General features: G+C 37.6%; 24 protein-coding genes. 20 read left to right on the top strand and 4 right to left on the bottom strand.

Going from position 1 to position 22,879, the window contains the following annotated elements:
• Position 1: 1 nt before the first annotated feature.
• Positions 2-658, top strand: a complete 657-nt coding sequence (locus BLR27_RS04260; protein WP_090700727.1) for a phosphatase PAP2 family protein — start codon at positions 2-4, stop codon at positions 656-658.
• The gene (locus BLR27_RS04255) at positions 645-2,222 is read left to right on the top strand and encodes an ArnT family glycosyltransferase (protein WP_176767606.1); all 1,578 of its coding nucleotides are present in this window, start codon (positions 645-647) and stop codon (positions 2,220-2,222) included. The genes BLR27_RS04260 and BLR27_RS04255 overlap by 14 nt, the downstream gene beginning before the upstream one ends.
• Here the strand turns inward: BLR27_RS04255 and BLR27_RS04250 are convergent.
• The 4 genes from BLR27_RS04250 to yihA all read right to left on the bottom strand — a co-directional run bounded on the left by BLR27_RS04250 (position 2,204) and on the right by yihA (position 6,204).
• On the bottom strand, positions 2,204-2,872 hold the full coding sequence (locus BLR27_RS04250) for a DUF829 domain-containing protein (protein WP_090700718.1): 669 nt from the start codon (positions 2,870-2,872) through the stop codon (positions 2,204-2,206). The genes BLR27_RS04255 and BLR27_RS04250 overlap by 19 nt on opposite strands.
• An 80-nt stretch (positions 2,873-2,952) precedes the next feature.
• On the bottom strand, positions 2,953-4,668 hold the full coding sequence (locus tag BLR27_RS04245) for a M3 family oligoendopeptidase (protein ID WP_090700715.1): 1,716 nt from the start codon (positions 4,666-4,668) through the stop codon (positions 2,953-2,955).
• Position 4,669: 1 nt separating this feature from the next.
• Complete coding sequence (locus BLR27_RS04240; RefSeq protein ID WP_090700711.1) at positions 4,670-5,530, bottom strand: UbiA-like polyprenyltransferase; 861 nt, start codon at positions 5,528-5,530, stop codon at positions 4,670-4,672.
• Positions 5,531-5,601: 71 nt separating this feature from the next.
• Positions 5,602-6,204, bottom strand: coding sequence for a ribosome biogenesis GTP-binding protein YihA/YsxC (gene yihA / locus BLR27_RS04235; protein ID WP_090700707.1), 603 nt, complete (start codon positions 6,202-6,204; stop codon positions 5,602-5,604).
• Between the two features lie 139 nt (positions 6,205-6,343).
• On the opposite strand from yihA, the gene ubiE reads away from it, so the two are divergent.
• The 18 genes from ubiE (at position 6,344) to nuoL (ending at position 22,874) form a co-directional block, all read left to right on the top strand.
• The gene (gene ubiE, locus BLR27_RS04230; protein WP_090700704.1) at positions 6,344-7,075 is read left to right on the top strand and encodes a bifunctional demethylmenaquinone methyltransferase/2-methoxy-6-polyprenyl-1,4-benzoquinol methylase UbiE; all 732 of its coding nucleotides are present in this window, start codon (positions 6,344-6,346) and stop codon (positions 7,073-7,075) included.
• Positions 7,072-7,815 carry a type IX secretion/gliding motility protein PorT/SprT gene (gene porT, locus BLR27_RS04225; protein ID WP_090700701.1) on the top strand — a complete coding sequence of 248 codons (744 nt, stop codon included), beginning with the start codon at positions 7,072-7,074 and terminating at the stop codon, positions 7,813-7,815. The genes ubiE and porT overlap by 4 nt, the downstream gene beginning before the upstream one ends.
• Before the next feature lie 41 nt (positions 7,816-7,856).
• On the top strand, positions 7,857-8,612 hold the full coding sequence (locus tag BLR27_RS04220) for an SDR family oxidoreductase (protein WP_090700697.1): 756 nt from the start codon (positions 7,857-7,859) through the stop codon (positions 8,610-8,612).
• 121 nt (positions 8,613-8,733) lie between these two features.
• Positions 8,734-9,183 (top strand): GatB/YqeY domain-containing protein, encoded by a 450-nt coding sequence (locus BLR27_RS04215; RefSeq protein ID WP_090700694.1) that lies wholly within the window; start codon positions 8,734-8,736, stop codon positions 9,181-9,183.
• 124 nt (positions 9,184-9,307) lie between these two features.
• Complete coding sequence (locus BLR27_RS04210; protein ID WP_090700690.1) at positions 9,308-10,066, top strand: alpha/beta fold hydrolase; 759 nt, start codon at positions 9,308-9,310, stop codon at positions 10,064-10,066.
• A gap of 9 nt (positions 10,067-10,075) precedes the next feature.
• Positions 10,076-10,738: a CBS domain-containing protein gene (locus tag BLR27_RS04205; RefSeq protein WP_090700687.1), complete on the top strand. Its 663-nt coding sequence runs from the start codon at positions 10,076-10,078 to the stop codon at positions 10,736-10,738.
• Positions 10,739-10,747: 9 nt separating this feature from the next.
• Positions 10,748-11,632 carry an NAD kinase gene (locus BLR27_RS04200; protein WP_090700682.1) on the top strand — a complete coding sequence of 295 codons (885 nt, stop codon included), beginning with the start codon at positions 10,748-10,750 and terminating at the stop codon, positions 11,630-11,632.
• A gap of 16 nt (positions 11,633-11,648) precedes the next feature.
• Positions 11,649-12,440, top strand: coding sequence for a type IX secretion system protein PorG (gene porG, locus BLR27_RS04195; RefSeq protein ID WP_090700679.1), 792 nt, complete (start codon positions 11,649-11,651; stop codon positions 12,438-12,440).
• Positions 12,441-12,714: 274 nt separating this feature from the next.
• Complete coding sequence (locus BLR27_RS04190) at positions 12,715-13,455, top strand: isoprenyl transferase (RefSeq protein WP_090700674.1); 741 nt, start codon at positions 12,715-12,717, stop codon at positions 13,453-13,455.
• Between the two features lie 61 nt (positions 13,456-13,516).
• A complete protein-coding gene (locus tag BLR27_RS04185) occupies positions 13,517-16,060 on the top strand; it encodes a BamA/OMP85 family outer membrane protein (RefSeq protein WP_090700670.1) in 2,544 nt (847 codons plus the stop codon).
• A gap of 93 nt (positions 16,061-16,153) precedes the next feature.
• Positions 16,154-16,684 carry an OmpH family outer membrane protein gene (locus tag BLR27_RS04180; RefSeq protein ID WP_090700667.1) on the top strand — a complete coding sequence of 177 codons (531 nt, stop codon included), beginning with the start codon at positions 16,154-16,156 and terminating at the stop codon, positions 16,682-16,684.
• Positions 16,685-16,724: 40 nt separating this feature from the next.
• Positions 16,725-17,276, top strand: coding sequence for an OmpH family outer membrane protein (locus BLR27_RS04175; protein WP_090701095.1), 552 nt, complete (start codon positions 16,725-16,727; stop codon positions 17,274-17,276).
• A 128-nt stretch (positions 17,277-17,404) separates the two neighbouring features.
• Entirely contained in the window at positions 17,405-18,211 is an 807-nt protein-coding gene (murI, locus tag BLR27_RS04170; RefSeq protein ID WP_090700663.1) for a glutamate racemase, read from the top strand.
• 69 nt (positions 18,212-18,280) lie between these two features.
• Positions 18,281-19,351 (top strand): NADH-quinone oxidoreductase subunit NuoH, encoded by a 1,071-nt coding sequence (gene nuoH, locus BLR27_RS04165; RefSeq protein ID WP_090700660.1) that lies wholly within the window; start codon positions 18,281-18,283, stop codon positions 19,349-19,351.
• 59 nt (positions 19,352-19,410) lie between these two features.
• Positions 19,411-20,001 carry a 4Fe-4S binding protein gene (locus BLR27_RS04160; protein ID WP_090700656.1) on the top strand — a complete coding sequence of 197 codons (591 nt, stop codon included), beginning with the start codon at positions 19,411-19,413 and terminating at the stop codon, positions 19,999-20,001.
• On the top strand, positions 19,998-20,531 hold the full coding sequence (locus BLR27_RS04155; protein WP_090700652.1) for an NADH-quinone oxidoreductase subunit J family protein: 534 nt from the start codon (positions 19,998-20,000) through the stop codon (positions 20,529-20,531). Before BLR27_RS04160 ends, BLR27_RS04155 begins: the two co-directional genes overlap by 4 nt.
• A complete protein-coding gene (gene nuoK / locus BLR27_RS04150; protein WP_090700648.1) occupies positions 20,528-20,833 on the top strand; it encodes an NADH-quinone oxidoreductase subunit NuoK in 306 nt (101 codons plus the stop codon). The genes BLR27_RS04155 and nuoK overlap by 4 nt, the downstream gene beginning before the upstream one ends.
• 1 nt (position 20,834) lies before the next feature.
• Positions 20,835-22,874 carry an NADH-quinone oxidoreductase subunit L gene (gene nuoL / locus BLR27_RS04145; protein ID WP_090700645.1) on the top strand — a complete coding sequence of 680 codons (2,040 nt, stop codon included), beginning with the start codon at positions 20,835-20,837 and terminating at the stop codon, positions 22,872-22,874.
• Positions 22,875-22,879: the final 5 nt, after the last annotated feature.

The raw sequence follows: 22,879 nt of genomic DNA, 5'->3' as shown, positions 1-22,879 counted from the left end.
AATGAATAAAAGCCTTTCTGAAATCCTTTATAGACAGCGATATTTCCTGATCCCTTTTCTGATACTGATGATCACAGGATTTTCACTGATGCTGGTATTTTCTAAAAAGGATCTGTTTTTATTGATAAATAATCAGCATACTGCTTTTTTTGATCATTTTTTCAAACTTAATACCTGGCTCGGGGATGGCTGGATGACAATAGTTGTAATAATAGGAATGCTGTTTTTTAAATACCGCTATGCTGTTCTTACTGCGCTTGCATATGCATACAGTTCTCTTGCAGTTCAGATTTTCAAGAGATTATTCAATGCCCCAAGACCGGTTAAATTTTTTGAAGATATCACTCCAATACGTACAATTGATGGTTATACCATGCATGAATGGAATAGCTTTCCTTCCGGACATACTGCTTCTGCATTTACACTGGCGGTTGTTTTATCATATCTGCTTCCTTATAAACATAGCCATTGGATACTTATACCTGTGGCGGCTTTAACTGCATTTTCCAGAGTTTATCTGGCACAACATTTCATGGAGGATATTATTGCAGGTGCTTTATTGGCAGTAATAATGACATTTCAGCTTATCTGGTGGCTTGAACATACCAAATGGTATCATTCGCAAAAATTAGATGGGAGGTTGTTTGGAAAAGCTTGATATACCTACCAAGGCCCTTATTTTATTTGCCCTGAGTTTAACGTTGCTTTTGCTCAATCTGGATAAACCCATGATCTATATTCTTGATGAAGCTAAAAATGCCGAATGCGCTCGCGAGATGCTTGTTTCCGGAGATTATGTAGTTCCATATTTTAACGGCCAGATAAGAACAGATAAACCTCCTCTCCACTATTTTTTCATGGTTTGGGCTTATAAAATGTTTGGAGTTTCGGCATTTAGTGCCCGCTTTTTCTCAGCAGTTTTCGGTGCGTTAACTATCCTGATCAGCTTTTTATTTTGCAAAAAGTTTCTTAACGAGAAGGCCGCCTGGTTGACTGCTTTGGTTTTATTGTCATCATTGCACTTTAATTTCCAGATGCGCATGTCTGTGCCCGATCCATACCTCATATTTTTCATGACCGGGAGTTTTATGTGCTTTTATACCTTTCTGGTAGAAAAGAAGAAGCTTTGGCTGTGGTTGATGTATGCTTGCTTTGGTTTGGGATTGCTGACCAAAGGACCAATTGCCCTGGCATTACCCGGCTTAATTATGCTGGTCTTTTTGATTATTAGCAGAAGGTTTACCTGGTCTTTGGTTTGGTCTTTTCAAATTCCTGCAGGATTGCTCATATTGATGCTCATTGCCCTGCCATGGTATTGGATGAATTATGTGGCAACAAATGGTGTCTGGACTGAAGGGTTTTTTCTGAAGCATAATTTAAAACGATACTCAGATACTATGGAGGGGCATGGAGGTTTCTTTTTATTGCCATTGATCATGGTGATGATCGGATTACTACCATTAGGCGTATTCTGTATTCAGTCTATGTTTTTTGCCTTGAAGCATCGTGCAAAAGAGGCTTTATTGTTCTGTCTTTGTATAGTGCTTGGAATCATCATCTTCTTTTCGTTTTCGCAAACCAAGCTTCCTAATTATACGGCACCTGCATACCCTTTCATCGCTATCCTGATTGCTTATTTATTGTCTGCATTCGAAGAAATGAATGTCTCCCTGAGTAAAGTTAAATGGGCATTCGTTTTTTATTTAATCATAGCATTTTCCATTCCTGCAGCAGTTTATTTTGGCCTTAAGGCAGATCTGAATGTTCAGAGTTCAGCAGGTGTCTGGGTCTATTTTATACCTGTTCCAGTAGGAGCGATACTGGCATGGTACTTTATCAGCAGAGGAGAGATAAACAGATTCATTTTAAGTATTGGCCTGTCATTTATACTCTGCAATTTTTTATTCTTTGCAAAAGCTTATCCTGAAGTTTACGGCATAAATCCTGTTGCCGGATCATTAGATATGATAAAGGACAAGCCTGATCTGGTGTATTACAAAATGATGAATTCAGCCTACATCTTTAATATGCAGCGGTTGATTCCGGCAATTCAAAGTCAGGATAGTCTGTCTGTATATCTGAAATCCCATCCTGATGCGATAGTAATATCACGTAAGCAGTATGAGTCGGAAATACAGGTAGCAGGAGATATGAAGCCTGTTTTTGAGCAGAAAGATACCTTTGAAAATCCCACCACTGTTATTTACGAATTACGACGCTGACCTTTTTTTCGTAAGATCAGAAAAATGGTCAATCCAACAGCCAGCAGAACAACTATGATTCCCCAAATAAGATATTTTGTATTATCCGGCTTTTCAGGGTTGAGAGCCTGGCTTGTATATTGATCAGATCGGCTTAAATTTTCGTTAACTTCAATTGAGTTGAAAAATTTATCACGCTCCGGGATAGCATATTCTTTATGGATATTCTGATAAAGAAATTCAAAAATATAGGTGGCACTATTAGCATGCAATATTCTGAAATCGCGAAACAGAATTCCACCGCCAGTATCGATCTGAAGAGTAAAATCTTTAACTTTTAGTTCGCCAATAAGTTTGTCTTCTTCACCCGTAATAAGAGCATCAGAAGAGGAGCTTTTTACACTTTTTATATAGCCATCATAAAAACTTTTCAGATGTCTGTCTTTCTCGATATCTGGTGTTACCAGTGGAATGTCAGGTGTTTTGAAAAATAAAATAGTGCCAAATGAGGTTCTTGCAACAAGGCTATACTTTTTATCCGTATCTGTTTTTGTAAATCCCTTTGGAAGTTTAACTGAAACAGCGCTGTCGATCTTAAAGGTATCCCAGGTTTGAGCATGGGATAAAACAGGGATCATATATATTGCAAACAGTATGATTAATTTTTTCATACCTGTATGAATACAAAAAGTGTGCTATTTATTTAGCGATATAGTTTTTTGTTCAAAAACTGCACGTTCGAAAAGCAAAATTAGTCCAGCTTTTCAAGTTCACTTTTAATGAAGTCTGCCAGCTCTTTTACATAAGCAGCACTAAAGTTGAATTCGATCCCGGCTGTTTCATAGATCTCTTTAATAGTTTTAGTATAGCCTAACTTTAATGCATCCAGATACCTGGAAAGCCCTGTTTCAGGATCATTTTTATAGTTTTTCCAAACTGCAATTGCTCCAAGTTGAGCAATTCCATACTCAATATAATAGAAGGGCACTTCAAAAATATGAAGCTGTTTTTGCCAGAGATTTTCCAGTGCATATTGATGTTCAGACCAGTTGGCGAAATTATTGCCAAAAGGTTCGAATATATTTTTCCATGCTTCTGCTCTTTCTTCACTTGTATGTTCAGGGTTGGTGTATATCCAGTGCTGAAACTGATCTACAACGGCAACCCATGGAAGAGTTTTTAGTACATCTTTTAGTTGATCTTTCTTAGCTCTCTTAAGTTCCTCCGGATTGTCGAAATAAACATCCCAATGGTCCATTGAGATCAGTTCCATACTCATGGAAGCAAGTTCAGCGACTTCAGATGGAGTATGCTTAAAATCGTTCAATTCAAGGTCTGAAGTGATGAACGTATGAATGGCATGGCCACCTTCATGAACCATTGTTGTAAGATCACGGAAAGTGCCAGCTGAATTCATGAAAATAAAAGGGGCACCGCTTTCCGCCAGTGGATAATTATATCCTCCCGGAGCTTTTCCTTTACGACTGTCGACATCAAAAAATCCATTAGCTTTCATTATTTCGAGTCTTTCGCCTATATAAGGGCTTAAACCCCGGAAGCACTTGATAGACTTCTCAATCAGTTCTTCCCCATCTTTGAATGGTTTTAGCGCTGGTTTTCCTGAAACATCTACCTCCATATCCCAAGGCTTTAACTCATCTAATCCTAAAGCTTCCCGACGATTGTCTGCCTGAAGTTTTAAGATAGGAACAATTTCTTTTTCTATGGCTTCATGAAACTTATAACAGTCTTTTGGAGTATAGTCAAAACGCCCCAATGCCTGGAACATATAATCCCTGAAATTTTCAAATCCTGCATTTAAGGCTACCTGGTGGCGAAGTTTTAAAAGGCTGTTAAATAGTTCATCCAGCTTGTCTTTGTCTTGTAATCTGCGCGCTGTTATAGCCTCCCATGCCTCCTGACGTACTTTGCGATCCGTGTCTTTTAGAAATACAGCTGCTTGTTCCAGTGTATATTCCTGCTCACCAAGTTTAACAGACATTGAACCAGTGATTCCCTGATACTTTTGTTGCTCAACCTGAATTTGGGTCATTAAGGGGATGTTTTCTTCACGGAAAAGTTCAAGAGCTTTTTTAATCCCACGCGTGTAAACAAAGTACCTATCCTTATCTAATTCTTTAGAATACGGATTATCAATAAATTTCTTGTTTAATTGATTATGGATAGGCGCGATCTTAGGTTCGATCTCGGTTGCGAAAAATTGAAAATCCTTCAAAAGCTTCTCGTCTTTCGTATCGCAGGTCATGCGGATATATCTCCAGGCAAAATCTTCCTCGAGGGCTGCCTCAAGTTCACTTCTGTCTAAAAGCCATTTTTCAAGCTCTGAAACAGAATTTATATCCCGGTCTTGTAATTCATTGAATATAGGTTCAAGGCTATTCCAATCTACGTTAAGAGTTTCAGGGATGTAGGTTCTTGGTTTTTTAGAGATCTTAAGGTCGTTCATATTAAATTTGATTTCTCAGGTAAGCGTCAAGTAAAAAAAAGGCAGCAAATACAACTGATGCAATGCCATTGGTAGTGAAAAAAGCACGGTTCACTTTCGACAAGTCATTTGGTTTCACTAATTGATGCTGATAGATCAGCAAAATGATAAAGAACAAAACACCGGCCAGATAAAACCATGACAAGTCTGAAATGATATAGGGTATAGCCACGAATATTACAGCAAGAAAGTGAAATATCGATGAAACATTTAATGCATTTTTCTTTCCAAGCCAGGCCGGTATTGAGTTAAGATTATTTTCTCTGTCAAATTCCTCATCCTGAAGTGCATAGATAATATCAAAGCCACTAACCCAGCATAAAACAGCCAGAGAAAAATAAACAGGAAGCATGGCAAATTCTCCTGCAACAACCAAATATGCTCCGATTGGTGCCAATGCTAGTCCCAGGCCCAGAATAAGATGGCAGAGGGGAGTAAATCGTTTTGTATAACTATACCCGAGTACCACAGCAAGTGCTACCGGAGACAGGTAAAAGCAAAGTTTGTTTATAAGTAAAGTAGTAAGAATAAAAAGAATGCTATTTACGATAGTGAATATTAATGCTTCATTTGAACTGATCTTGCCTGATGGGATATCGCGTATAACTGTTCTCGGGTTTTGTGCATCAATATCCCTGTCTAGGTATCTGTTAAAGGCCATTGCTGCATTTCTGGCAAAGATCATACAAAGTACCATCAGCAAAAGTTTAAGCCAGTTAAACTCTTGTCCTGTTATTGAAATGGCAAGAAAAAAACCAATGAATGCAAAAGGCATTGCAAAAACTGTGTGAGCAAATAATACTAGAGAAAAATATTTTTTCATGAACAATTCTATTTTTAATTGAGCCTGGAAGTAAAATTAATATTAAGGTCTAGGCCTTTTGCTGAATACTTTTAGCGGGTAAACGACTTATTCAAATCACCTATAAAATTGAGAATTTCATCACGTCCCTGCTGAGTTTCTGCTGAAGTAATGTAATGCATTGGCACTTCCTCAAATATCTCCAGGAGTGATTTTCTGAATTTTGCAACATTCTGATCTGACTTAACATGCGATTGCTTATCTGCTTTTGTGAAAATCAGCTGGAAGGGAAGGCCGTTCTCTCCAAGCCATGAACAGAATTCAATATCGATCTTCTGGGGATCAAGCCGGCTGTCGATCAACACAAATACACATTGTAGGTTTTCACGGTTTCTAAGATAAAAACTAATGAATTTCTGCCATTCACCACGGTTGCTTTTGGATGTTTTTGCATATCCATAGCCTGGAAGATCCACCAGCTGCCAGTTTTCATTGATCAGAAAATGATTGATTAGCTGGGTTTTACCTGGTGTTTGAGAGGTTTTTGCAAGTCCTTTTTTCTGAACCAGCATGTTTATTAAAGAAGATTTTCCTACGTTTGAGCGGCCAATAAAGGCATATTCCGGTAATTCAGGAGGTGGTAATTTATCAGTCCTTGTATTACTGCATTGAAATTCTGCGCTTTTTATGATCATTTCACAAAGGTAGAATATTGACCGCAATGTTTAAAGCTTGTAAATTTAATTCAATCTGTTAAGGGTCATATTTATTCGCTTTCTTTCGAAAAGGTACGGGAGCTTTATTATCTCAACCCATATTCCATTATCTTTGCGCATGTCTAAAACTGTACGGCCTTATCAGGATTCGGATGCTACCAAGAAGGAGCAGGTAGCAAGTATGTTTAATAATATCTCTGGAACTTATGATTTCCTGAACCATTTTCTCTCCCTGGGTATTGATATGATCTGGAGAAAGATAGCGATCAGGGAGCTTATTCAGGATAAACCTGCCTACATACTTGATGTGGCCACAGGTACCGGCGACCTTGCTTTCGAGGCGATTCAGACTCTGAAGCCTGAGAAGGTTATCGGAATAGATATTTCAGATGGTATGCTGGGTATTGCCAGGGAGAAGATCCTGAAAAGAAAAATGCAGGATAAATTTGAAGTTCGTTTAGGTGATTCAGAAAAACTGCTTTTTGAAAATGATACCTTTGATGCGGTGACCGTGGCATTTGGCGTCCGGAATTTCGAAGACCTTGAAAAGGGCCTCAGCGATATGCTCAGGGTATTAAAGCCAGGAGGCAAAGCCGTTATTCTGGAATTCTCAAAACCAAAAGTGTTTCCTGTAAAGCAGGCTTATAATTTCTACTTTAAATATATTACTCCTGCAATTGGCAGGATGTTCTCGAAGGATAGCAGTGCCTATACTTACCTGCCTGAATCTGTCGCTTCATTTCCTGATGGTGAAAAATTTAATGCACTGATGCAAAAAGTTGGATTTCAAAATACCAAATACCGCCCTTTAACGTTTGGTATCTGTTCTATTTATATCGGAGTTAAATGAAGAAACTTCTCCTTCTGTGTATACTTTTCCTTTTTACTTTAAACAGATCAATTGCACAGGAGAACTGGGGTGGAGGTGTAGATGGTGAACAACTGCACTTTGGTTTTACCTTCCAATATGTAGCCTCTGAATATAAAATTCAAAAAATTGAGAATTGGAAAGGACCTTTCATAGATCCATTCAACGGATTACCAATGATTAACAGCCAGCTCCGGAGCTTAAGTTCTCCGGTGACTCCTGGTTTCGGCTTAGGTTTTGTATCTGATTACAGACTTGGCAACAACGCAAATTTACGATTCACTCCCGGAATGGTATTTACCGATGCCATCGTTAACTATGAGTTTGAAGATCCCAGCCTTTCAGTTCAGAGAAAAGTACAGGGAACTCTTATTGATCTTCCATTGGGTATAAAAATAAAATCTGACAGGAGAAAGAATTTCAGGGCTTATATAATTGGCGGTGCAAAATATTCCATTGATATTGTGTCTAAAAAGAAGACCGATGATATAGCTTTAAGTCCGGAAGCTAAATATTTAAAAAATCTTAAAAATACGGTTTGGTATGAGGCAGGGCTAGGATTCGATCTGTATTTTGAATTTTTCAAAATGTCGCCTGAAATCAAATTTGCACAATCAAGAAGAAGTGTATTGAAGGATAATGATAGGTTAGAAAACCCCTATACAGCTCCAATTAACAAACTTTTTGTTAGAAACATTCAGTTCAGTTTGTATTTTGAATAGCAATCCACCAGAATTTATTAATTTCGAATTTTAAAATCATTATGTCGAAAATAGCATTAATAACCGGGGCAACTGCCGGAATTGGCGAGGCTTGTGCCCGTCTTTTTGCACAGCAAAATTATGATCTTATCCTTACAGGACGCAGAACCGAGCGCTTAGATGCTCTGGCAAAACAACTCGTTTCAGAATTTGGGATCCGCGTCAACACGCTTACAATGGATGTGAGGAATAAGGAGGAAGTTGAAAAGCTGGAATCTTTATCTGAGGATTGGAAAAAAGTTGATGTGCTCATCAATAATGCAGGCCTGTCTCAGGGTATGGATCCGATAAATGCCGGAAATACAACTGATTGGGAAGTGATGATCGATACAAATATCAAGGGGCTTTTATATGTTACCAAGGTTGTATCAAACTGGATGATACAGAATGGTTCTGGCCATATCATCAACCTGGGATCTATTGCAGGGAAAGAAACCTATTTAAATGGAAATGTGTATTGTGCTACTAAGCATGCTGTAGATTCCTTAAATAAAGCAATGCGTATTGATCTTTTGCCACATAAGATAAAGGTTACAGCTATACATCCTGGTGCTGTCGACACAGAATTTTCTGAGGTTAGATTCAAAGGAGATAAGGATCGTGCTAAAAAGGTATATGAAGGTTATGAACCTTTACATGCACAGGATATTGCAGAAACAATCTGGTTTGCTGCTTCCCGTCCCGCTCATGTGAATATCAATGATATGCTGGTAATGCCTACTGCTCAGGCAAGTACATCCCATATTTTTAAGGAATAAGCCTGAATAATCCAATTTTACACTGCCTTAATAATTGTAATTTTGTAATATTTAACTTCAACTAATCAGGATTGTGTAGTTTTGAGAAAATTACTAACCAATTATTTAACCAATTTAGGCAATGTCTCTTCAACAAACTATTGATCAGGATATAAAATCTGCCATGCTGAGTAAAGACAGTGCACGTCTTCGGGGACTAAGAGCCATCAAAGCTGCATTGCTTCTTGCAAAAACAGAAAAAGGAGCAGAAGAAGGTATAACCGAAGAAATGGAGGTCAAGGTTCTTCAAAAGCTTGTAAAACAGCGTAAAGAATCTGCTGATATCTATCAGGCACAAAACCGCCCGGATCTGTACCAGATTGAAAATGAAGAATTACAGGTCATTGAAGCTTATCTTCCTCAGCAAATGGACAGAGAAGCAATAATATCTCATATTAAAGATGCAATTGCCCGTACAGGTGCTGCAAGTATGAAAGATATGGGTAAAGTAATGGGCATTGTAAATAAAGAATTATCTGGCAAGGCAGACGGGAAAACTATTTCGGAAGTCGTTAAAGAACTTCTTGGGTAATTTTTAAAAAATCTGATACTGATTTCTTAGGCTGATTTTTCAGTATTAAAATAAGTTTTTATATTGATTTAAGATTCAGACTTATATCTTAGCATGTAACACGATATATGTACTTAACAATTCTATGGAGTTCTCGATAAAAGAAGAAAACGGTTTTAAATATATTGATGAGGGTGAAGGCGAGGTGCTTATATTGCTTCATGGCTTAATGGGAGCACTTAGTAACTGGAGTGATGTGGTGAATGAATTTAAAAAGGACTACAGAGTGATCATACCATTGCTGCCTTTATATGATCTGCCACTTCTGACAACAGGGGTTAAATCACTTGCTAAATTTGTTCATAAATTTGTTAAATATAAGCAGTTAAAGAACATTACTGTTTTAGGAAACTCACTTGGAGGGCATGTAGGCTTGATCTATACATTAAATCATCCGGAGGAAGTAAAATCACTTGTGTTAACAGGAAGCTCTGGTTTGTATGAAAATGCATTTGGAGGTTCTTTTCCCCGACGTGAAAGCTATGATTTTATCAAGGAGAAAGTAGAATTTACATTTTATGATCCTGCAACAGCAACCAAAGAACTTGTTGATGAAGTTTACCAGATAGTAAATGACAGGATCAAGGTGATCAAGATACTGGCTATGGCTAAATCCGCTATCAGACATAATATGTCTAAGGATATACATAAGATCAAAGTCCCGGTTTGTTTAATATGGGGTAGGGACGATAAAATTACACCTCCGGAAGTGGCAGTTGAATTTCATCAGCTTCTGACCGATTCTGAATTAAATTGGGTTGATAAATGCGGACATGCTCCAATGATGGAAAGGCCCGTTGAATTTAACGCTCATTTAAAAAAGTTTTTAGACCGCATTTATTAGAATTATCCTATGTATGCACACGAACTTATAACTACTGTCATTCCACCGGTCAGAGCTTCTGATACTATCCAGAAGGTTATTGACAGGATGGCTGAGTTTCGTGTAAATCATCTTCCTATTGTTGATAACAAGCAATATATAGGACTTATTTCTGACCAGGATCTTCTGGAAGCTCAGGATAATTCGCTGCCTGCAAGTGTACTGAGTTTATCTTTATACAGTCCTTTTGTATTTGAAGAACAGCATATTTATGATGTGATTCGGATGTTTTTTGAACAGAAATTAAGCGTTGTTCCTGTTCTGGATTTAAATAAGAATTATAAAGGTGTAATTTCTATCAATGCAATCATAGAACATTTAGCCACAATTACCTCAGCAAAAGATCCTGGAGGCATTATTGTTCTGGAGGTTGATAACAGAAATAACTCTTTATCTCATATAGCTCAGATCGTAGAATCTGATAATGCACAAATACTTAGCTCTTTTGTTCAGTCATTCCCTGATTCAACAAGGCTGGAAATTACTCTCAAGCTCAACCGGACAGAGATCTCATCAATTATAGCTTCATTTCTAAGGTATGATTATCATGTAAAGGCCACTTTCAATGATACAAAATCTGACGATGGCACTTCTGATAGATATGATCAGCTCATGAATTACCTTGATATTTAATAAATCAACATGAAGATTGCAATTTACGGCAGGCAATTCAATAATACTGTATTACCGCATGTTCAACAGATTTTCAATATTCTGGCAGAACATAATATAGAAACGCTTGTACATGATAAATATAATCACTTCATTTCCGGAAAGATATTTTTCCCAAAGAAATTTCAGATCTACAGGAATTACCAGGACCTGATATCATCTGATGTTGATGTGATGATCAGCCTGGGAGGGGATGGGACCTTACTTGATACGGTCACCTTGATTCGTGATTCGAACATACCCGTGATCGGGATCAACTTTGGCAGGCTTGGGTTTTTGGCAAGTATTAATAAAGATGATATATCTTCTGCAATTAATAGCCTGATAAACAAAGAGTTTAGCTTGGATAAGCGCGTTCAGCTATGTATTGAATCAGAACTTAATTTGTTTGGGAACGAAAATTTTGCCCTGAATGATGTGACCATTCATAAGAGGGATACATCAGCAATGATGATCGTTCATGCCTATTTAAATGGTGATTTTTTGAATTCATACTGGGCAGATGGACTGATCGTAGCAACCCCAACTGGCTCTACTGCTTATTCCCTAAGTTGTGGAGGGCCAATTATGTTCCCGGGTTCCGGAAATATGGTAGTTACACCAATTTCTCCGCATAATTTGAATGTTAGGCCAATTGTCTTGTCAGACACAAATATACTTTCATTTGAGATTGAGGGAAGGAGCTCTAAATACCTCTTAACCTGCGATTCAAGAACAGAAGTAATAGATACCTCCATAAAAGTAAGAGTTAAAAAGGCTGATTTCGGAATCAATTTGATCAGGCTTAATAATGAAAACTATTTATCTACGTTAAGGAATAAATTACTTTGGGGAATTGATACAAGAAATTATTGATATCAAACTGTACTGAATGCGTAGACTAATACTTATTACACTCTTTTCCCTGGGATTTACTTTTGCTTCTGCACAGACATGGGAAGCCGGAGGATTTTTAGGTAGTTCTGGTTATATGGGAGATATCAATCCTGTTAAACCTCTAAAGTTTACCGACCTTGCATTCGGTGCCCAGATTAAAAGGAATTTCGATGGATATTGGTCGGCAAAGCTAGGTTTTATGCAAGGTAAGGTGCAGGGAAATGATGCCGAATCATCAAATTCATACCAGCGAGACCGGAACCTCAATTTCTATTCTCCAATTTCAGAGCTTTCTTTACAGGTTGAGTTCAACCTTTTCAAATATTTAGCCGGTGATATCTATGGTTATGGAACAAGGAGGGCTAGTCCCTATTTGTTCATGGGAGTAGCAGCATTCTCATTCAATCCGCTAACACAATATAATGGAGATGAAATAGAGCTGATTGCCGTCCAGACAGAAGCTGTGACCTATAAGAACAACGCAATAAGCGTCCCATATGGTGCAGGAGTGAAATATAATATTAAAGGCAATTTCAACCTGATTGGAGAAATTGGGTACCGGACAGCCTTTACAGATTATCTTGATGATATTAGCGGGAGATATCCTGATTTTACAGTGGTCTCACCCAAGAGTCCAATAACACAGCAATTGTCAGATCGTTCAGTTATCCCCAAAATAGGTATACCAGGTAACCAGCGTGGAGATTTTAGACCCCGGGATACTTATATGTTCGCCGGAATCAGCCTTACTTATACTTTTGTGCCTATTAAATGCCCCACCTTTTGATAAGGGAATATGGAATCAGGTTCAAATTTAAAGAGAAAAGAAAGCCATTTTTTTTATTAAATGCTATATACCTTTTTGACTATGCTGCCTGAATTTTATGCTTTTTTTCATGTGCCATGCTCTTTTTAATTCATGTAGTAGAATAACACAATTAAGTCATAACTTTGCATCGCGAAATTTTGGAACAATTTTTAAGCTCTGTTAATAATAATTTAATTAAAACAGACGATGTTTCTGTTTTAAAATGTTCCTGATTTAATGTTAATAAGAGTCAATGAGTTTACTTGAACAGATAGATAAAAACCGTTTGCCTCAGCATTTGGCAATTATAATGGACGGAAATGGCCGTTGGGCTAAGGAGAAGGGTAAACTGCGTGTTTTTGGACATCAAAATGGAGTTTTGGCTGTTCGGGATACAGTAGAAGGTGCTGTAGAACTAGGTATTAAGTATTTAACTCTTTATGCCTTTTCTACTGAGAACTGGAACCGACCGAAGCTTGAGGTAATGGCACTAATGGAGTTATTAGTTTCCACAATAAGTAAGGAGACTAAAACGCTGATGGATAATGGTGTTCGTTTGAATGCTATTGGAAATTTGAATTCTCTTCCTGACAGATGTCTTCGTCAGCTAAACGAGGCTATGAAAAAGACATCAGGAAACACAAATTGTACACTTACACTTGCTTTAAGTTATAGCTCCAGATGGGAAATAACAGAGGCTGCGAAAAAAATTGCAGTTAAGGTTAGAGATGGGGAACTAAAAGCAGAAGATATTACTGAAGATCTTTTTGGTGCCCACCTCAATACAGCAGATATGCCAGATCCTGAGCTTATGATCCGCACAAGCGGAGAGTACAGGATCAGTAATTACCTGTTATGGCAGATAGCCTATGCCGAATTATATTTCACTTCAAAATTATGGCCCGATTTCAGACGGCAAGATCTCTTTGAAGCCGTTATCGATTATCAGAAACGTGAAAGACGCTTTGGAATGATCAGTGAGCAGTTGAACTAATTTCACTTTTAACACTTTTTAACAAGCGATTAGCTTATTTTAGCACCGTTAAATACACCAAATGAACCGCATTCTCATATTATTTTTATTACTAATATCCGGCACTTCTGCAATGGCCCAGTTTGGGAGAACAGGAACGCCAACACCGGCAAGAACTACTTCAAACGAAGAGCTAAGCTACCTTAACCCTAAGGAAATGGTAATTGGAGGTACTACTATAACAGGTACCGAATTTTTAGATAAAGATGTTCTTATCACCATTTCAAAACTTACCAAAGGCGATAGGATAACTGTTCCGGGTGATGCTACCTCTAATGCTGTTAAAAATTTATGGGGACAGGGCCTTTTTGATGATGTGAAATTGAATATTTCTGAGATCAGGTCTGATACTGTGTTCTTTGAAATCGCTGTAGTTGAGCGTCCGCGTTTAACCCGGATTGAATTATTGGGATTGAAAAAAGGAGAGATAGGAGATGTAAATGAGAAGTTGAATGATAAAACCGGTAAAGTAGTCAACGAGAATTTATTAAAAACTACTACAGATATCATCAAAAAACATTTTACTGAAAAAGGGTACCTGTTTACTGATGTCACTATTGTTCAGAGGAAAGATACAGCAGAAGCTAATAATATTATTCTGGATATTAAAGTTGATAAAAATGATCGTGTAAAAATCAGTGAAGTACTATTTACAGGAAATAAGGACTTTAAAAACAAAACTCTTAAGAAATATCTTAAAAAGACCAAAGAGAAAGCTATTTATAAAGTGTTTGGTGCAGGAAAGTTTCTTCAGAATAAATATGATGAAGACAAACTGAACATGATCTCTAAAATGCATGAAAAAGGCTATAGAGATGCTGAAATTATTAAGGATACTACCTATCGTACTGGAAAAAGTACCATTGGAGTCAAGATTGATCTGTATGAAGGCCCTAAGTATTATTTTGGAAACGTTACATGGGCTGGAAATGCAAAGTATTCTACCACAGTATTGGATGCGATACTTGCAATTAAAAAAGGTGAAGTATTCAGCGAAAAGAAATTAGATAGAAAACTATCAAATAGCCCTGGTGGTGATGATGTTTCATCCCTTTATTTAAATGATGGGTACCTTACATTTAATGTGGATCCGGTTCAGACTAAAATTTATGGTGATACTATTGACCTTGAAATACGGATGTATGAAGGTCCTCAATACACCATTAATAAAATAATGGTAAAAGGTAATGAATTGACGAATGATAAGGTTATTCTGAGAGAGATCCGTACCAAACCAGGACAGAAATTCTCCAAAGAGCTTATAGTAAGGAGTACTCGTGAGATCGCACAGTTAGGAAACTTTGATGATACGAAAACCGATCCTAAACCTATCAATATCAATCCCAATGATGGAACTGTAGATATTGAATACAATGTAGTTGAAAAACCTTCTGATCAGATCGAACTATCCGGAGGTTTTGGTGGAGGCCGTGTGGTTGGTACACTTGGTTTGACCTTTAATAATTTCTCCGCACGCAATTTATTCAATATGAGTGCCTGGAAACCGCTGCCTAAAGGTGACGGACAAAAATTAAGTATCAGAGGGCAAACCAATGGTAAATATTACCAGTCTTATAGTTTTTCATTTTCAGAGCCATGGCTAGGGGGTAAAAAACCAATTTATTTTGGAATAAGTGCTTTTACTTCACTTCAATCAAACGGGCTTAGAAATAACGATATTAATCAGCAAAAAATTCGTTTAAATGGTATGACCTTTTCATTGGGTCAGCGTTTAAAATGGCCTGATGATTATTTCCAGGCGAATACTTCAATCAATCTTCAGCAGTATATCCTGAATAATTATAATCAGTTTATCTTTTCAACCGGTAACTCTTATAACTTTAACTTAACACAGGAATTCAGCAGAAGTTCGATAGATGCTCCAATTTTCCCTACATCTGGTTCAAATCTGAAGTTAACCATTCAGGCAACTCCGCCGTACTCCTTACTGAATAATAAGAACTACGCAGTTGCAACTGATAAGGAAAAGTATCGTTTTACTGAATATCACAAGTGGAAGTTTGAATCTCAGTGGTTCCAGCGAATTTATGGTAAATTAGTATTGAAGGCACAAGCTCAGTTTGGTTTTCTGGGGATCTATAATCAAGCTGTTGGCCAGTCGGCATTCGAACGATTTAAACTTGGTGGTGATGGAATGCAGGGATTCGATTACCTTCAGGGGTCTGAGATCATAGCCATGCGTGGATACGCCAATAATGCAGTTATTCCTGCCGGATCAAATCCAACAATTGCTCAGGGTTCAGGTAGCCCGATATTTAACAAATACGTTCTGGAGCTGAGACATCCAATTACAGCCAGTCAGACAGCAACAATTTTTGTACTTGCATTTGCTGAAGGTGGTAATACCTGGAATACCTTCAGAGAATTCGCACCATTTAACATCAGGCGTACTGCCGGTGTTGGTGCAAGGGTATTCTTGCCGATTTTTGGATTGCTTGGTATTGATTATGGCTTTGCCTTTGATAAAATACCTGGTGTGCCTGATAATGGAAGGAATCCTTTTACGTTTAGTATATCACAAGCCATGAATGGAGGGTTTAACTAATGCCTGTTATTTAGAAAAGGCATACCCTGAAAAAATCTGTAATATTATATAACCGTTATTATTAAGGTGATTACCTGAAACAATTATATAGAAATGAAAAAAATCGTTATTATCGCATTATTATTAGTTCTTTCTAGCTTAGGAGGATATGCACAACGATTCGCGTATGTTGACAGTGATTATATCCTGAAACATATTCCGGAGTATAATTCTTCACAGAAGCAGCTGGATGCATTATCTGCACAATGGCAGAAGGAGGTAGATAGTAAATTTGCAAGTATTGAAGGAATGTTCAAGGCTTATCAGGCAGATCAGGTATTACTTACTGATGAAATGCGTAAAAGTCGTGAAAACGAAATAATAGAGAAGGAAAAGGAAGCAAAGGAATTTCAGAGAATTAAGTTTGGGTTTGAGGGTGAACTTTTTCAGGTTCGAACTAAATTGATCAAACCAATTCAGGATCGTGTTTCTAAAGCTATTCAAGCAGTTGCTGATGCTCAGCAATTGGATATGATATTTGATAAAAACAGCGAGATTACACTTTTATATGCAAGTCCGCGTTTAGACAAAAGTAATGATGTAATAATTAAACTTGGATATAAGCCAGGAACAGTTAATAAATAAGATCTCACTAATCATAAACAAAAAACAGAATACAAAAAAAATGAAAAATTTATTAAAAATAGGAGTGCTTGCAGTTGGAATGATCCTTGCAGTTAATTCGGCAAATGCTCAGCAGAAATTTGGTCATATCAATTCTGCTGATCTTTTACAGTCTATGCCTGAGATGAAAACTGCTGATGCTAATTTTCAGACCTATGCTAAAGCAAAGCAAACATCTCTTGAGTTAATGGGTGCAGAGCGCCAAAAATTAGTAACTACTTACGAAGAGAAATACAAAACACTAAGTGAGGCTAACAGAGCTGCTCTGGAAAAAGAATTGACAACTCTGGGAGGCACAATTCAGGATCTTGAAAAACGTATCACTGAGGCACAGGAAAAAGCTCAGGAAGAATTAACTACAAAACGTACTGAATTATATCAGCCAGTTTTCAAAAAGGCAGAAGATGCAGTTAAGGTTGTGGCTAAAGAAAAAGGTTACGCTTATGTGTTTGACGTATCACAACCTGGAGTTGTATATTTTGACGGTGGTGAAGATCTGATCAATGTTGTTAAAGCAAAGCTAGGTATTGCAATTACCCCTGCGACTAAATAATTAGAAAATTTCTGTAAAAAAAAATGCGAAGCTTAGGGCTTCGCATTTTTTTTGCTCAATATTTTATAGCTTGCTAACTGAATATCCGCTCTTCTGGCAGGATGAAAATAATATACTATTTTTGAAAGATGAGTTCAGCACTACCCATTGGAATTTTTGATTCCGGTATCGGAGGTCTAACGGTAGCAAGTGCTATCCGTAAACTATTGCCAAATGAGCAAATAATATACTTCGGCGATACTGCGCATATGCCCTATGGGGATAAATCGCCAGAAGCAATAAAATTTTATAGTCTTAAAATTGCCAAATTTTTACTGGATAAGAATTGCAAGTTAATTCTTATCGCCTGTAATACCGCTTCTGCGCATGCCTACCATGAACTTCTTCACTTTTTAGGCGATAAGGTTCCGATTATCAATGTGATCGATCCTGTGGTCGATAGGATGGTCAGTTCAGGAAGCCATGGCCGAATAGGGGTGATCGGAACAAAGTCAACCATTCGTTCTGATATCTATGCTAAAAAGTTTAAAGCAATTGATCCTGCAATTCAGGTTTCTTCACTGGCTACTCCCTTATTAGCGCCAATGATTGAGGAAGGCTTTTTCAATAATAATATCAGTAAAACCGTCATTAACTCTTATTTATCATCAGCAAAATTAAAGAAGATCGATAGCCTGATCCTTGCCTGCACGCATTATCCCTTAATTAAGCCTGAAATATCTTCTTATTATAAGGGAAAAGTAGAAATAATCAATACGGCTGAAATTGTGGCTGAACATCTTAAGGAACGATTAACAAGCCTTAATTTACTTAACGACGAACTTCCAAAGAAACATCAGTTCTTCATTTCTGATTATACTCCTTCTTTTGCCCGCAGCACACGCCTGTTTTTTGGTGAAAAGATACATTTATCATATAAACCGATCTGGGATTAAGTTTAAAAGCATGATTTACACTGCATTTTTAAGCAGATTATGTAAGTTTGCGTACATAAGCCCGATAAATTGAATTTCTATCTGACATATGTATTGGTTGCAAGCGCATTATTTGCATTTACTGCCCTGTTTACTTTGTTCGCACTCTATTCTGAACGAAAAATCTCTGCATTTATACAAGATCGTTTAGGCCCTATGGAAGTAGGGAAGTATGGATCTTTACAAGCATTTGCCGATATATTAAAAATGCTTCAAAAGGAGTTTATTATTCCAACAGCCGCCGATAAAATTCTTTTTATTCTGGCTCCGATCATCATATTTGTTTCTGTATACCTTGGATTTGCTGCATTGCCCTGGGCTCCGGGCCTCATTCCGGCATCCTTAAACCTTGGACTTTTTTACATTTTTGCAATACTATCCATAGAAACGCTCGGAATTTTAATGGCAGGTTGGGGTTCCAACAACAAATATGCTTTGTTAGGTTCAATGCGTTCGGTAGCACAAATGGTCTCTTATGAGATTCCTGCCGGTATTTCACTTTTGTCGGTAGTGATGATTTCTCAGTCCTTAAACCTTCAGGAAATAACTATCAGGCAGGGAATACTCACTTCAGAAGCTGTGAATTTTCTGGGCATCTGGGATGTTAAGGCTATTGGAGGCATCCTTGCATGGAATGTTTTTCAGGCACCACATCTTATTGTAGCCTATATCATTTATTTTATTGCTTCATTGGCTGAATGTAATCGAGCCCCATTTGATATTCCGGAGGCAGAATCTGAACTGGTTGGTGGTTTTCATGTGGAGTATTCAGGTTTGAGGTTTGCCTTTATATTTTTGGCCGAATATTCCATGATGTTTTTGGTAGGTATGATCGGAGTGGTACTCTTTCTTGGCGGTTGGAATAGTCCTTTGCCCAATATCAGCTCAGTTTCATTAGCAACATGGACAACAGGAATAGGTTGGGGTATTTTTTGGATACTTACAAAAACCTTATGCGTTGTTGCGGTACAAATTTGGCTTAGGTGGACGCTGCCACGTTTTAGGGTTGATCAGTTGATGAGTTTTTGCTGGAAAGTATTAACTCCACTTGCATTTTTATGTATGCTAATTTCAGGTATTTGGCGCTTAACAATGATGTAAGATCATCGAATTATAAATAAAAAAATAGGAATCCGGTTTGTACGGTAAATCCTGGTAGAATGATAGAGAAAGTATTAAATGTATTTAAAACGGTTGTTAAAGGGTTAAAACTAACACTTGGCCACTTCTTTGCTGCAACAGAAAGCAGAAAGGTGAAGCCAATATCAGATCCAGGGTATTTTTCTCAAAAAACCGGAACAACGACTATTCAATATCCTCATATTAAACTTCCTGTGCCTGATGTAGGTCGCTATCAGCTGGACGTTGAAATGGATGATTGTATTGTTTGTGACCTTTGTGCAAAGATCTGCCCTGTTGATTGTATTGACATTGAAAGTATTAAGTCTACCGAGGCTATTGGTAAAACATCTGATGGTACGACCAAGAGGTTGTATGCAGCAAAATTCGATATCGATATGGCAAAATGTATGTACTGTGGTTTATGTACTGTTGTTTGTCCCACAGAATGTATTGTTATGACCGATACCTATGATCGGAGTATGATCGATCTAAGTGAAATGACCTATAAATTTTCTGATATGACAGCTGCTGAAGCCGATGAAAAGCGGCTGGCATTGGAGAAGTTAAATGCAGAGCGGCTTGCGTCAAAGCAGGCAGCAATGCAGCAAAATACTGACAATAAAATATGAATGCAGAACAATTGATCTTTTACTTTTTTGCTGCATTGGTTCTGATCTCTGCATTGATGGTTGTGACCATGCAGAATCTGGTAAGAAGTATTTTCTTGTTTTTTGTTACGCTTTTTTCTTTGGCGGCATTATACGTGTTTGCGCTTGCAGATTTTATTGCTGTAACTCAGGTTGTAATATATGTAGGAGGTGTATTGGTCCTGATGTTATTCGCATTTATGCTTTCAAACAAGGAGCTGCTAAATTCTCTTGAGCCAATAAAAAGAACTTTCAAATTAAATCATCTTGCCGGAATTTTCATCTGCCTTAGTTTTCTATTTATTCTGGTCAGTCTAATTGTTCAAATAGATTTTTCAGGATTAGATTGGATCAAATCGGCTGCGCCAATCCTTGAAGGGGATAATACGATCCATGCTATCGGAATGCATAGCATGACCAGATATCTGCTTCCCTTTGAAGTATTGTCGGTTTTCCTGATGATGGCATTAATAGGGGCTGCACATTTGGCCAGAAAGGGGAAAAAGATATGATCCCCCTAAGTCATTTTTTGATCATAAGTGCCTGCCTTTTCTGTATTGGTTTGTATGCAGTTTTAACCAAAAAAAATGCAATTCAGATTCTGATAGGTATTGAGTTTATGATCAACGCTGCGGTATTGAATTTCGTAGCTTTTGGCAGGTATGATAAGGAAAATGGAGGAGGGCAACTTTTTGCATTATTTGCCATTGTCCTGGCCGCAGCAGGAGTTGCGGTAGCATTAGCAATCATTTTAAATGTTTATAAGCACTTTAAAACGATTGATCCTTCAAAAATTGACAAGCTGAAAGATTAAAATGGAAGGATTAGAATTTTCAGGATTTGTTGGTATCATTTCACTATTGGTGATTTTGCTGCCTTTACTATCATTCCTATTGATCCTTGCCGGACAAAAGGGCAGGGGGGCTGATCTTGCTCTGATCAATATTTCGCTGACTTTCATACTTTCAGTTTATTTATTCTCCCTTCTCTGGAATAAACAACCCTTTCATTACCAAATCCCCTGGTTTTTAATTGGAGGCATTGAATTTAAGGCAGGTATTTTATTGAATAATCTTACTGTATTGATGATGATCCTGGTTTCGGGTATTTCAGTACTGGTTCATATATATTCCAGGATATACATGAAGGGCGATCCCAATATTCATAGATATTGGGCCTATTTGGGTTTGTTTTGTTTTTCAATGCTAGGTCTGGTCATTTCAGATAACCTTTTGTTGATTTATTTGTTCTGGGAACTGGTAGGCTTTTCTTCTTTTCTGTTGATTGGTTTCTGGTTTACCAGACATGCAGCATCTCAGGCCGCCCAAAAGGCTTTTATAATGAACAGGATCGGTGATATTGGTTTCCTTTTAGGGATAATGATCATTTTTAGCCAGTTTCAAACTCTTGATATTTCTGCGCTATTTGGCGACAATGGTCTCATGAAGGAGTCACGGATCAGCGAAGGCTTATGGATAAGTGGTTCCCGGCAGATTCCTGAAGTTTGGCTTAGTATTGCAGGGATAGCCTTTTTTATGGGTGCTATGGCAAAATCGGCACAGTTTCCTCTTCATACCTGGCTCCCCGATGCTATGGAGGGCCCAACTTCAGTTTCTTCACTGATCCATGCTGCTACCATGGTTGCTGCGGGAGTATTTTTAATTGCGAGGGTATATCCTGTTTTTGATCCTTTTGTATTGAATATAATGGTTTGTATAGGTGCATTTACTGCATTTATGGCCGCAACTATAGCATTAACTCAAAACGATATTAAACGGATTCTGGCTTATTCTACAATCTCTCAGCTTGGATTTATGGTCATGGCCTTAGGGATAGGAGCATATTCTGAAAGTATTTTCCATTTGGCCACACATGCTTTTTTTAAGTGTTTATTATTCCTTGCAGCTGGTTCTGTGATTCATCAGCTGCATCACTACCGTGATAAGCTTGGCCTTGATTTCGACTGCCAGGATATACGGATAATGGGAGGCCTTAGAAAAGGGATGCCAATTGCATTTATTGGGATGTGTTTGGCTTCAGCAGCTCTTATTGGTCTGCCTCTTAGCTCAGGATATTTATCAAAGGATGCTATCCTTATCACCGCTTTTGAATGGGCTGAAACAAGAAATGGTATATTCAAAATACTGCCATATCTATTGGTTTTAACAAGCTGGCTTACTGCTTTTTATATCAGCAGATTAGTTTTTAAAGTGTTTTTGGCTCAACCAAAACTAATTAGCAGGGAACAGACTGAACAGATCAAGGATGCACCAAATCAAATGTCTTATGTATTAATCATTCTGGCATTTTTCTGCTCGTTTATTGCTTTTTCATACAACCCGGCTTCATTTGAAAGCTCATGGCTTTGGAATGGTTTTTCCTCAGCATCTATACAAAAGGTAAATATTTATCATTGGCTCGTACCATTGATCCTGAATATTGGAAGTTTAGGATTATTATTTACAACCTATAAAATTTACGTGAAGAGTGATGGAATTTCCATCCCCGATAGAAATCTATTGTATCGTTTTTCAAAGCGGGAATGGTACCTGAATGAAATTTACAGCTATTTATTTACAGTTCCTGTAGAAAAGTTTTCAAGAGCATGCTATTGGTTTGACAGGAACTTTATTGATGCCCTGGTGTTAAAATCTGCTTCTTTGGTTGGAGTTCTATCAGGAATTACCTATTGGTTTGACAGGACCCTGGTGGATGGTCTTGTGAATGCAACAGGAACCTTAGCAAAATGGATCGGACGATTTTCACGCAATTTTCAGACAGGAAAATTGCAGCATTATCTTATTACTATGCTCCTGGTTGTGCTCTCATTTTTTATTCTAACTTATTTTATATGATCTTA

The organism is Daejeonella rubra (genome assembly GCF_900103545.1).
Classification (GTDB): domain Bacteria; phylum Bacteroidota; class Bacteroidia; order Sphingobacteriales; family Sphingobacteriaceae; genus Daejeonella; species Daejeonella rubra.
Note: the sequence above shows the minus strand (reverse complement) of the source record. Positions and strands in the feature narration are given on the sequence as shown.